The organism is Stenotrophomonas sp. NPDC077420, from assembly GCF_044543385.1.
Classification (GTDB): Bacteria; Pseudomonadota; Gammaproteobacteria; order Xanthomonadales; family Xanthomonadaceae; genus Stenotrophomonas.
The window spans coordinates 93,382-105,205 of sequence record NZ_JBITVZ010000014.1 but is presented as its reverse complement, the minus strand read 5'-3'; the positions used below and the strand labels follow the sequence as shown (position 1 = coordinate 105,205).

13 protein-coding genes are annotated in these 11,824 nt (G+C 65.7%); 8 read left to right on the top strand and 5 right to left on the bottom strand.

The features are described 5' to 3' along the window. Positions 1 to 21 precede the first annotated feature (21 nt). On the bottom strand, positions 22 to 1,074 hold the full coding sequence (locus ACIGII_RS14360; protein WP_399639084.1) for a LacI family DNA-binding transcriptional regulator: 1,053 nt from the start codon (positions 1,072 to 1,074) through the stop codon (positions 22 to 24). A 290-nt stretch (positions 1,075 to 1,364) separates the two neighbouring features. On the opposite strand from ACIGII_RS14360, the gene ACIGII_RS14355 reads away from it, so the two are divergent. The 8 genes from ACIGII_RS14355 (at position 1,365) to ACIGII_RS14320 (ending at position 8,220) form a co-directional block, all read left to right on the top strand. Beyond that, the gene (locus ACIGII_RS14355) at positions 1,365 to 1,928 is read left to right on the top strand and encodes a single-stranded DNA-binding protein (protein WP_399639083.1); all 564 of its coding nucleotides are present in this window, start codon (positions 1,365 to 1,367) and stop codon (positions 1,926 to 1,928) included. 233 nt (positions 1,929 to 2,161) lie between these two features. Then, positions 2,162 to 2,398, top strand: coding sequence for a hypothetical protein (locus tag ACIGII_RS14350; protein WP_399639082.1), 237 nt, complete (start codon positions 2,162 to 2,164; stop codon positions 2,396 to 2,398). 655 nt (positions 2,399 to 3,053) lie between these two features. Continuing rightward, positions 3,054 to 3,683: a nucleotidyltransferase domain-containing protein gene (locus ACIGII_RS14345; protein WP_399639081.1), complete on the top strand. Its 630-nt coding sequence runs from the start codon at positions 3,054 to 3,056 to the stop codon at positions 3,681 to 3,683. Beyond that, positions 3,631 to 4,077 (top strand): DNA-binding protein, encoded by a 447-nt coding sequence (locus ACIGII_RS14340; protein ID WP_399639080.1) that lies wholly within the window; start codon positions 3,631 to 3,633, stop codon positions 4,075 to 4,077. The genes ACIGII_RS14345 and ACIGII_RS14340 overlap by 53 nt, the downstream gene beginning before the upstream one ends. 199 nt (positions 4,078 to 4,276) lie before the next feature. After that, positions 4,277 to 5,173 (top strand): hydroxypyruvate isomerase family protein, encoded by an 897-nt coding sequence (locus tag ACIGII_RS14335; RefSeq protein ID WP_399639078.1) that lies wholly within the window; start codon positions 4,277 to 4,279, stop codon positions 5,171 to 5,173. A gap of 31 nt (positions 5,174 to 5,204) precedes the next feature. Then, complete coding sequence (locus ACIGII_RS14330; RefSeq protein ID WP_399639076.1) at positions 5,205 to 6,890, top strand: GMC oxidoreductase; 1,686 nt, start codon at positions 5,205 to 5,207, stop codon at positions 6,888 to 6,890. Further along, complete coding sequence (locus tag ACIGII_RS14325) at positions 6,890 to 7,465, top strand: gluconate 2-dehydrogenase subunit 3 family protein (RefSeq protein WP_399639074.1); 576 nt, start codon at positions 6,890 to 6,892, stop codon at positions 7,463 to 7,465. Before ACIGII_RS14330 ends, ACIGII_RS14325 begins: the two co-directional genes overlap by 1 nt. Positions 7,466 to 7,476: 11 nt before the next feature. Next, positions 7,477 to 8,220, top strand: coding sequence for a DUF1080 domain-containing protein (locus ACIGII_RS14320; protein WP_399639072.1), 744 nt, complete (start codon positions 7,477 to 7,479; stop codon positions 8,218 to 8,220). A 32-nt stretch (positions 8,221 to 8,252) separates the two neighbouring features. On the opposite strand, the gene ACIGII_RS14315 is transcribed toward ACIGII_RS14320, so the two are convergent. The 4 genes from ACIGII_RS14315 to ACIGII_RS14300 are packed head-to-tail and all read right to left on the bottom strand — an operon-like array spanning position 8,253 to position 11,816. After that, positions 8,253 to 8,561: a c-type cytochrome gene (locus tag ACIGII_RS14315; protein ID WP_399639071.1), complete on the bottom strand. Its 309-nt coding sequence runs from the start codon at positions 8,559 to 8,561 to the stop codon at positions 8,253 to 8,255. Positions 8,562 to 8,564: 3 nt separating this feature from the next. Further along, positions 8,565 to 9,443: a sugar phosphate isomerase/epimerase family protein gene (locus ACIGII_RS14310; protein WP_399639069.1), complete on the bottom strand. Its 879-nt coding sequence runs from the start codon at positions 9,441 to 9,443 to the stop codon at positions 8,565 to 8,567. Between the two features lie 19 nt (positions 9,444 to 9,462). Further along, a complete protein-coding gene (locus ACIGII_RS14305; RefSeq protein ID WP_399639067.1) occupies positions 9,463 to 10,587 on the bottom strand; it encodes a Gfo/Idh/MocA family protein in 1,125 nt (374 codons plus the stop codon). Positions 10,588 to 10,598: 11 nt separating this feature from the next. Then, positions 10,599 to 11,816 (bottom strand): nucleoside permease, encoded by a 1,218-nt coding sequence (locus tag ACIGII_RS14300; protein WP_399639065.1) that lies wholly within the window; start codon positions 11,814 to 11,816, stop codon positions 10,599 to 10,601. Positions 11,817 to 11,824 lie beyond the last annotated feature (8 nt).

The window sequence follows — 11,824 nt, the reverse complement described above, 5'->3', positions numbered from 1 at the left end:
GGCCGGCCCAGGCGACATCAATCAACGCGGGCTCTGCCCGGCTGCCGCGGCCTGCGACGACTCCCGCAGCACCAGCCTCACCGGAATGGTCTGGCTTTCCACCGCCTCACCCTGGATCAGCGCCAGCAGCCGTTCCACCAGCAGCTGGCCCGCCTGCTTGGTGTCCTGCTGCACCGTGGACAGGGTCGGCGAGACCGACGCCGCCAGCGGAATGTCATCGAACCCGGCCAATGCCACGTCCTGCGGAATGCGCAGGCTGTGTTCGCGCAGCGCACGCATCGCGCCGATGGCGATCAGGTCGCTGGCCGCGAAGACGGCATCGATGACCTGACCGTCAGCGAGCAGGGCCTGGCAGGCGTCATAGCCGGACTGCTCGGTGGTGATCGCGTCGAACTGCAGCGCCGGGTCCACCGGAACCCCGCGCCCGGCCATCGCCGCCACATAGCCACGGTACCGCTCTTCAAACTCCGGGTAATGACTGGACGCATGGCCCACGAAGGCGATCCGCCGGCAGCCCTGGTCCAGCAGGTGGGCGGTGATGTCGAAACCGCCCTGGAAGTTGTCGCAGCCGATCGAGACCCCGGGCTGGTCCGGCAGCGCCGCGCCCCAGCGCACGAAGTGCGTGCCTTGCTCCACCAGCCGCTGCAGCCGCTCGCGCGACTCATGGTAATCCCCATAGCCCAGCAGGATGATCCCGTCGGCCTTGTTGCTGTCTTCGTAATCGGCCTGCCAATCGGTAGACAACTGCTGGAACGACACCAGCAGGTCGTACCCGCGCAGCGCGCAGGCCCGGGTGATCGAGCCCAGCATGGCATGGAAGAACGGGTTGATCAGCGAATCGTCGTTGGTCGGGTCTTCGAAGAACAGCAGCGCCAGCGTGCCGGCGTTGCGCAGGCGCAGGCTGGAGGCGTTCTTGTCGACCTTGTAGTTCAGCTCGCGGGCGATCTTCAGGATCCGCTCGCGGGTTTCCGGGTTGACCATCGGGCTGCCGCGCAGCGCCCGCGACACCGTCGGCTGGGAAACCCCGGCCAGGTGGGCGATATCCAGGGAGGTGGCTTTGCCGCGGATGGTCATGGAGGGCAGGGCTGGGACGACGGGACAATGATGCCATGCCGGCCGGGACCGCCGCCCGGCGACGACGGCCAGGGCATCGGGTACGAGCCGCCAGAGCCAATCCCCACAAGGCTTTGGCGGAAATCCGAGCGCAATCCAAGGCATCCCCGACAGGGGCTGGCGGGGCGGGGATGATAGAATAGGCCGTTCTGTCATCCCACCCAGATCTCCCGCAGGGCAGCCCCCGTATCGGCACCGAACAGAGTGTGATATCTGTCGGGCCTGCCCTCGGACAACGGAAGAGCAACCCTATGGCGCGCGGCATCAATAAAGTCATCCTGGTCGGCAACCTCGGCAACGACCCGGACGTGAAGTACACCCAAGGCGGCATGGCGATCACCCGCATCAGCCTGGCCACCACCAGCGTCCGCAAGGACAAGGACGGCAACCAGCAGGAGCGCACCGAATGGCACCGCGTGGTGTTCTTCGGCAAGCTTGGCGAAATTGCCGGCGAATACCTGCGCAAGGGCAGCTCGGTCTACGTCGAAGGCAGCCTTCGCTACGACAAGTACACCGGCCAGGACGGCGTGGAGAAGTACTCCACCGACATCATCGCCGACGAAATGCAGATGCTGGGCGGCCGCGGTGAAGGCGGCGGCGGTGGCGGCGGTGGCGGTGGTGGTGGCAACTACGGCGGCGGCGAACGTCCGCAGCGCCAGCAGGCCCCGCGCCAGGAATACGGCGGTGGTGGTGGCGGCGGCGGTCAGCGCGGCGGTGGCGGCGGTGGCTACGGCCAGCAGCAGCGCCCGCAGCAGCAGCCGCAGCAGTCGGCTCCGCCGATGGACGACTTCGCGGACGACGATATTCCGTTCTAAGCGCAGGTTGTTTCCTGGACGACCAAAAGGCCCGCCGATAGCGGGCCTTTTGCTTTCCCCGCCACTACGTAGTGACACGCCACACGTGTCATGCGTCCCCTTAATGTCACGCATCCGCCAGCCGACACTACCAGCGGCGGGCAGCATGATTGACAAGGTTCCAGGATGGGACCAGGAGCAGGTACTCACGCAGAGTACGACAAGATCGACGCCGCCAAGGTGGACCAATCCTGATGAACATTCGACCTCTCCATTCCGAGCGCGACTATCACGAGGCCAAGCAGAAGCGTGCCGCCTGGTTCGATGCCCTGCCTGAGCCGGATACCGGGCAAGGTGATCTGTTTGAAGTCCTGCTGATCCTGGTCGCCAACTACGAAAGCACCCATTTCCGCCTCGAGGCCCCCGATCAGATTGAGGCCATCAAGTTCCGGATGGCTCGGGAAGGGCTGGATGTTTTGATCGGTCACTGAAGGCATGAGTTATCACTGGGCTTCGTGCATTTCGGGCCGGAAGTGATGACGTTCTTTCAGAAGCGATGGGCGCGGTCGTGCAGCCGACGAATGCCTGTTTGTTGAACCTGTTCGTCTCCGAACAACGCTCTATCGAGTAGTGCGAATCCTGCTTGAAAATGCGTATTCTCGTAATGTAATCATTGAAGAAACACCGTCGGTTGAACTCGATCAGCTCGGTCCCCTTGCGCCCACCGGGAGGTGTGATGTCGGTGATGACCACCCGTCCATCCGCACCGCATTCTCCTGTTTCCTGCGGTGGCAACACCACGACTGAAACGCTTGGCCCGCCTTTGCACCGGAACGTCTGCCTGCCTGTTCGCGCGCGCTGATAGCCGTCTTTGTCAGGTCCGGATGCGGACGTGGAGAAATCGGCTGTCGCTGCAATGATGGTCATGCTTCCTCCGCTCCCACACTTGTAGGCGGCACTTACCGGTGAGCTCGTCTGCCAGGCCTCCGAAGCGTGGGAAAAAGCGGCCGTTGTCAGGAGAGTCAGCGCCAACAGATAGGTTCCGAGAGTCATGCGCTTACTTTCCCACAGTCCAGCGGGCTCGAAGACGGCGTGAGAATGGTCCCACTTGCAATGTGTTGCCAAATGAGCAACATTTGTCGCCTGATGAGCAACACGTCGCCGCCGATGGACACCCTGTTCCCAGCCACCCGCCAACGGGTGCTGGCAACGCTGCTGCTGCAGCCGGATGCCAGTTTCCACCTCCGCGAGCTGGCCAGGATCACCGGCACCCACGCCGGCACCCTTGCACGCGAACTGGACAAGCTCACCGGATCCGGACTATTGCTGCGAAGCGAACAGGGTAATCAGGTCCACTACCGGGCAAATCGCGCGTGTGTGCTGTTCGATGACCTGGCTGCGATGTTCCGCAAGACCCATGGCGTGGTGCCTGTCCTGCGCAATGCCCTGGTGTCAGTGGCCGATCACGTCTCGTTGGCGTGGGTCTTCGGTTCGGTGGCGAAGGGCACCGAGGTCGACGGAAGCGACGTGGATCTGCTGGTTCTGGGCGATCTGGGGTTCGCTGACCTGGTGCGTGCCATCCACCCCGCGCAGGAAGTGTTGCGCCGGGAGATCAATCCTGTGCTGTACTCACTGAAAGAGTTCATGCGGCGCGTGCAGAACGGTGATGCGTTTGCCAGCGAACTATTGGCAACGCCCAAGCTGCTGGTAACAGGAGACAAGGATGACCTTGGAAAACTTACTGGCGATCCGGCAGCTACAAGCGCACGACGCTGAACCGATTTCGCTGCGCAAGCTGCTCGACGCCGCGCGGCGGAATCTGGCCGACGCGCGATTCGATCAAATCAGCTCCGACAATCGATTCGACGCGGGTTACAAGTGTGTCATGCAGTGCGCAATGATCGGCCTTTGGGCGAGCGGCTATCGCACATCCACGAGTCAGCCCGGTCATCACCAGACCGCGATTCAGTGCCTCACTCACACGATGGGAGTCCCCAAGGACGACATCATCGTGCTGGATGCGTTGCGCCGCCAGCGCAACCTCACTGACTACGAGGGTGATCCGGTGTCCGATGCAACGCTGAGGGCTTGCATTGATCACGCTGAAGAACTGCTGCTTTATACAGAGCACTGGCTGCGTGAGCGCCATCCGGAAGTGCTCACGCAGTAGCTTGCGGCTGCAGGATTCACTCGGCGGCATACGACACCGGCAGAGTGCCATCAGTTGCCCGCATTGGTTTCATTGTGCCTTGCAGCATCCATTTTCGTGCAGTGCGTCTTGCAAAAAAACGAACTACTCCTCTATGGTGCAATCGATTGCATTGCAGTGAATAGTTGCGTTTGATACCGGTTGGGAGGCCGGAAAGCGGATGCCCGACCATTCGATTGGATCGATCCAAGGCGCGCGCCTTACGCGGCGCGATGCGCTGCGCATTGCGGTCGCCGGAAGCATTGGCCTGGCAACCGCAGGCGTGACGCCCGCGATGGCCGACACCGCGCCGCTCAAGGGCAACCTGAAGCATTCGGTCGCCCGCTGGACCTTCCCCCAGTTGTCGGTGGCCCAGCTCTGCCAGACGGTAAAGGGCATCGGGTTCGCCGCCATCGACCTGGTGGGGCCGGAAGACTGGCCCACACTGAAGGCGCATGGTGTCTACAGCTCGATGTGCAACGGCGCGGAGCTGGGCCTGACCAAGGGCTTCGCCGGCCGCCAGTTCCACGACCCGCTGGTGGAGCGCTACACCCGGCACATCGACCTGGTCGCCGATGCCGGCTACCGAAACCTCATCTGTTTTTCCGGCAACCGCAACGGCATGGACCCGCAGGAAGGAATGGCCAACGCCGAAGCCGGGCTCAAGCGCATCCTCAGCCACGCCGAGAAGCGGGGCGTGGTGCTGGTGATGGAGCTGCTGAACTCCCGGGTCGATCATCCCGACTACCTTTGCGACCGCTCCGCATGGGGCGTGGAACTGTGCCAGCGGCTGGGCTCGGCCCACTTCGGCCTGCTCTACGACATCTACCACATGCAGATCATGGAGGGCGACATCATCGCCACCATCGGCCGGCATCACGCGCACTTCAAGCACTACCACACCGCCGGCGTGCCGGGCCGGCACGAGATCGGCGACCAGCAGGAACTGAACTATCCCGCCATCTGTCGCGCGATCCGCGACACCGGTTTCGATGGGTACCTGGCGCAGGAGTTCATGCCTGCTGCGCCGGATCCCGTCGGCTCGCTCCGCGAGGCAATCCGCCTCTGCGACGTCTGAAATTGATATCCACCCAGGTGAAGTAGAACCCATGGCAGACAATCATTACGACGCAATCGTCGTCGGCTCCGGCATCAGTGGCGGCTGGGCGGCGAAGGAACTGACCGAGAAAGGCCTCAAGGTCCTCATGCTGGAACGCGGACGCAACATCGAACACGTGAAGGACTACGTCAATGCGATGAAGGAACCGTGGGACTTCCCGCACCGCAACCGGCCCACCCAGGCGATGAAAGCTGCGTTCCCGGTGCTCATGCGCGACTACGCGCTGGCCGAGAACCTTGAAGGAATGTGGGCCGACGAACAGGATTCGCCCTACATCGAGACCAAGCGGTTCGACTGGTTCCGTGGCTATCACGTGGGCGGCCGCTCGTTGATGTGGGGGCGACAGAGCTATCGTCTGTCGGACCTGGATTTCCAGGCCAACCTCAAGGACGGCATCGCCACCGACTGGCCGATCCGGTACGCCGATATCGCACCGTGGTATGACCACGTGGAGAAGTTCGCCGGCATCGCCGGTACCCGCGAGGGGCTGGACGTATTGCCGGACGGCGAATTCCTGCCGCCGATACCGCTGAACATCGTCGAGAAGGACGTGGCCGCGCGGATCAAGAAGGCCTTTGGCGGCACGCGGCATATGATCCATTCGCGCACCGCTAATATCACCCAGCCCAAGCCCGAGCAGGGCCGCGTCAACTGCCAGTACCGCAACAAGTGCATCCTCGGCTGTCCGTTCGGCGCCTACTTCTCCACGCAGGCGGCGACGCTGCCGGCGGCGATGAAAACCGGCAACCTGACCCTGCGGCCGTTCTCCATCGTCAAGGAAGTGCTCTACGACAAGGACCGCAAGCGGGCGCGCGGCGTGGAGGTGATCGATGCCGAAACCGGCCAGACCTACACGTATACGGCCAAGGTGATCTTCCTCAATGCGTCCTCGTTCAACTCCACCTGGCTGCTGATGAACTCGGCCACCGACGTCTGGGAAGGCGGGCTGGGTTCGTCGTCCGGGGAGCTGGGGCACAACGTCATGGACCACCACTTCGGCGCCGGCGCCTCCGGCCGGGTCGAGGGCTACGACGACAAGTACTATTTCGGCCGCCGTCCCTGCGGCTTCTATATTCCCCGTTTCCGCAACGTCGGCGACGACCGGCGCGGCTACACGCGCGGGTTCGGCTACCAGGGCGGCGCCAGCCGCAACGGGTGGTCGCGCGAGATCGCCGAACTGAACATTGGTGCCGACCTGAAGGAAGCACTGACCGTGCCCGGCGACTGGCGCATCGGCATGACCGGCTTCGGCGAAATGCTGCCCCACCACGACAACACCATCCGCCTGGACAAGGAGCGCAGGGACAAATGGGGCTTGCCGGTGTTGGCCATGGACGTGTCCATGCGCGACAACGAGAAGGCCATGCGCAAGGACATGGCCGCCGATGCCGCCGAGATGCTGGAGGCCGCCGGGGTCAAGGACGTGGAGATGCACGACAACGACTATGCACCGGGCAAGGGCATCCACGAGATGGGAACCGCGCGCATGGGGCGTGACCGGAAGCATTCCGTGCTGAACCAGCACAACCAGGTCTGGGACGCGCCCAATGTCTATGTGACCGACGGCGCCTGCATGACCTCCAGCGCGTGCGTGAATCCCTCGCTGACCTACATGGCGCTCACCGCACGCGCGGCCGACCATGCGGTGCGCGAACTGAAAGCGGGGAACCTGTGATGGAACGTCGCGACCTGTTGAAGATGATCGTCGCCGCCACCGGCGCCGCCATGATCGGCCTGCCCGTGCTCGCACAGGCACAGGCACCGACCGCAGCGGCGAAGCACGCCTTCTCCGCTGGCGATGTGGCCACGCTGGATGAGATCGCCGAGACCATCCTGCCAAAGACCCGCACGGCGGGCGCGAAGGACGCCGCCACAGGGGCGTTCATGGCGACATTCGTCACCGACTGCTACACCGACCAGCAGCAGGCCACGTTCCGCGCTGGCCTGGCTGACATCGACAAACGCGCCGGCGGCCGCTTCGTGTCGCTCACGCCGCAGGCCCGCACCGCGTTGCTGCAGACGCTGGATGCGGAGGCCAGGAAACGCGCTGTCGAGGTGGGCGACACCGGCACCGCCGACGGCACGCGGGCGATGCCGCACTACTTCACGATGATCAAGCAGCTGGCCATCTTCGGTTTCTTCACCTCGAAGGTGGGCGCAACCGAGGTGCTGCAGTACGTCGCCGTGCCGGGTCGCTACGACGGCGACCTCGCCTATGTCCCGGGCACGCCCGCGTGGGGCACCAGCTGATGAGGACCCCCATGATCAGACCCTTGCTGACGGCGGCCTGCCTGCTGGCCACGGCGCCCGCCTTCGCGCAGGCCAGCGGCGACGCCGCCCGCGATCCGGCGCAGACCGAGGTGTGGACGCCCGTGCCCGCGCTCGTGGCCACGCCCGCGAATGCCGCGCCGTCAGATGCGATCGTGCTGTTCAGTGGCAAGGACGTCTCGGCGTGGGAGTCGGAGCAGGGCGGATCCGTGCCCTGGACCGTTGCCGACGGCGCCCTGACCGTGGTGCCCGGCAGCAAGGGCATCCGCACCCGGCAGCGGTTCTGCGACATCCAGTTGCATGTCGAGTGGCGCTCGCCCACCGAAACCCGCGGTTTCGATGGCCAGAACCGTGGCAACAGCGGCATCTTCCTGCAGGAGCTGTATGAGCTGCAGGTGCTGGACAGTTACCACAACCCGACCTACGCCAATGGCCAGGCCGGCTCGATGTACAAGCAGGCCATTCCGCTGGTGAACGCCTCGCGTGCGCCGGGCCAGTGGCAGGCGTACGACATCATCTGGAAGGCGCCGCGCTTTTCGCCGAGCGGCGGGCTGGTATCGCCGGCACGCATCACCGTGCTGCACAACGGCGTTCTCGTGCAGGAGGACACCGTGCTTTCGGGCAAGACCGAGTACATCGGCGCGCCTTCGTACGCGCCGCACGCGTGCGCCCCGATATATCTGCAGGAACACGACTCCAGGGTCAGCTACCGCAACATCTGGGTGCGGGAGCTGTAACGCCGGCCCGCACCGGGCCGGCGCCAGGGAACTTACTTCGCCAGGTAGCTGGCGAGGTTGTCGATGTCCTGTTCGGACAGCTGGGCGAAGGGCGGCATCAGGCCGCCCCCCTTTTTGATCTTTTCCTTGATCTGTGCCGGCTGCAGCCGCTTGGCGACGTCGGTGAGCGCGGGGAACGTCGGCGGAACACCGGCGCGGTTGGCGCCATGGCAGGCCGTGCAATGGGTGGCGTAGAGGGTCGCGCCGGCCTCGGGGTCGTCCTTGGCCCACGCAGCAGGCGCGAGCAGCGCGCTCGCGAGCAGGGCGGCCAGGGTCGGGATCCATCTGGAACGGGTATTCAAGCATTACTCCTTCGCTGGCTGGCGCGGTGCGCTGGCGGGCAGGCGGGCGGTGAGGTGGTGGCGCAGATAGTCCGCGCCGGTCTTGATGACGTTGGCCGGATCACGCGGCTGGTCGTGCTCGACGATGTACCACTGCACGCCGGCCGCCGCAGCGGCAGGCAGGATCGCGTTCCAGTCGAGCACGCCCTGGCCGACGGCGGCGAAGCCGCCCTCATCAAGGGCCTGGCCGTTGGGCGCGTTGTCCTTGGCGTGCACCGCGAACACGTGGCCACGGAATTTTCCCAGCATCAGCACCGGGTCATGGCCCGCACGGGCCACCCAGGCCAGGTCAAGCTCGGTCTGCAGGTCGGGGCCGGCTGCGGCGAACAGGAGTTCCAGGCCGGTCTTGCCGTCGAAGTCGACCAGCTCGAAATCATGGTTGTGGTAGGCCAGGTGCATGCCCTTGGCTTTCGTCGCCGCCGCGATCCGGCCCAGCTCCCGGCCCAGCGCGGTCCACCCTGCGGCATCGGTCGGTCGATCCTTCTCCGCCAGGTAGGGCACCACCAACGTCGTGTTGCCGATCGCGCGGTTGAAGGCCACCACCCCGTCCAGGTCGTTGCGCAGGTCGGCCAGCTGCACGTGGGAGGAGATGGCCTTGATGGCATAGCGGTCCAGCAGCTGCTTGAGTTCGGCGGCGCTGACGTTCTGGGTGCCGACCGTTTCCACCGCGCTTACCCCTGCGTCGTGCACGATCTTCAGCTGCTGGTCGAGCGAGCCGACGTTGCGCAGCGTGTACATCTGCACCGCGATGGGCGGCTGCGGGGCGGTGGCGTCGCCGGCGAAGGCGGGCAGGGCGGCGAGCAGCAGCAGGGCGAGGGTGGTTCTGCGTGCAGCAGTCTTCATCAGGTCAGCCTCCGGGGATTCAAGCGATGGGGGTCCAGGCGCGCGACCTGGCCGATGCGATGACGCGGTCGACGATCAGCGCCGAACGCATGCCGTCCTCGAAGGTGGGCAGGCCCTGCGGCTGCTCGCTGTCGATGGCGCGATAGGTGTCGGCGACGAACGCTTCGAAGCACTGGCTGTAACCCTGCGCATGGCCGGGCGGCAACACCGACAGCCGGCGCTGTTCGGCACTGCCGGCGCCCGGCCCGCGCACGAAGGTTTCCTCGCGCTGGTCGGGCCGTCCGATCCACAGCCGTTCGGCGTCTTCCTGGTTGAACGCCACGCTGGCCGTGGCGCCGTCGATCTCGAACCAGAGGCGGTTGTGGCGTCCTGCCGAGACCTGGCTGACCGTCAGGGAGGCCAGCGTACCGGCGCCGGTCCTGAACATCGCCGCGGCGACGTCTTCGCTGGCGACGGCCTGCATCGCGCCGCCCGCCGCCGGCGTGGTGAAGCTCTGCCCGGCCACCGCGCCGCGTTCGGCGATGACCGTCGCGAACGCGGCGCTGACGTCGACGAAGCGCTCGCCGCTGACCCATTCCACCAGATCGCACCAGTGCGAGCCGATGTCGGCGAACACGCGCGAGGCACCGCCCAGTGCCGGGTCCACGCGCCAGTTGTTGCTGGCCGGGTCCAGCAACCAGTCCTGCAGGTAACTGCCGTGGATCAGGTGCAGGGGCCCCAGCTCGCCCTGCGCGATGCGGGCGCGCGCCTCGCGCACCACCGGGTGGTAGCGGTAGACGAACGGCACCGTGGCCACCCGCCCGGTGGAGGCCGCCAATGCGGCCAGGACCTGGGCGTCTTCCAGCGAGGTGGCCAGCGGCTTCTCGCAGATCACATGCTTGCCCGCTTCCAGCGCCGCCTGCGCCATGGCGCGGTGCAGGTGGTTGGGGGTGCACACGTGCACGACCTGGACCTGCGGATCGGCGATCACCTCGTCGATGTCACGATAGCCGCGCGGAACATTCCATGACCTTGCCACCTCCTCCGCGCGTTGCGGCGAAGAGGCGACGACGCCGCGCACCTCGGCGCCGGCCAACAGTGCCGCGCGACGGTGCACGGCGCCGATCATTCCGGTGCCCACGATGGCGATTCCAAGCTTGCGCATCGGTCGGTTCCTCAGGGCGTGGAAGGGGCGGCCGCGGTGGCCGGGCGGTCACGGAACAGCAGCAGGAACGCCACCAGCACGACCAGCGCCACGCCCGCCGGGAACAGCCAGATCTGCTGCCAGTCCGGACCTGCCGCCGTGGTGTAGTGCTCCACCACCGCGCCGGACAGGAAGGTGCCGATCAACATGCCCACCCCGTACGTGGCCAGGGTGATGAACCCCTGCGCGCTGCTGCGCGCGGCCGGGCCGGCATGTGCGTCGGTGTAGATCTGGCCGGTGACGAAGAAGAAGTCATAGCAGATGCCGTGCAGCACGATGCCGATCACCAGCAGCGAGAAGCCGCCGCCTGCGTCGCCGAAGGCGAACATCACATAGCGCACCACCCACGCCGCCATGCCCACCGCCAGCATGGTCTTGACCCCCAGCCGCACGAACAGGAACGGCATGGCCAGCATCAGCAGCACTTCGGACACCTGGCCCAGCGACTGCAGGCCGGCTGCGCCACGCACGCCGAGGTCGTTGAGATACGGGTTGGTGAAGTTGTAATAGAACGCCAGCGGTATGCAGATGGCGATGGAGGCCAGGAAGAACACCAGGTAGGAGCGCGACTTCAGCAGCCGCAGCGAGTCCAGCCCCAGCACCTTTCCCAGCCCGGCGTCGCGCTGCTGCGCCAGCGGCGGCGTATGCGGCAGGGTGAAGGCATACAGGCCGAGGGCCAGCGAGGCCATCGCCGCCATCCGGAAGGTCAACTCGAGCGTATGTGCCTGCTCCCACCCCAGCCAGCCGATCAGCACGCCCGCCACGATCCAGCCCACGCTGCCGGCAACGCGCACCGGCGGGAACTGCTTTTCAGGCGCGTGCATGTGCCGCATCGCCACGCTGTTGGCCAGGGCCAGGGTCGGCATGAACAGCAGCATGTAACCCATGACGCAGGCAAAGAAGGTGTTGAAGTCGGTCGCGGTGGACGCGAGCCACATCAGCGCCGCGCCGGCCAGGTGCAGCACGCCGAGGATGCGCTGCGCCGCGAAGTAGCGGTCGGCGATCAGCCCGACCAGGAACGGCGCCACGATGGCGCCGATGGACTGGCTGAGGAAGGCGGTGGCCACCTGGCTGGCGCTGGCCCGCAGCGGACCCTGGACCAGGTACGTGCCGAGGGTGACGAACCACGCCCCCCAGATGAAGAACTGCAGGAACATCATCGCGCCCAAGCGCGACATGGCGTACCTCATAACGTGCC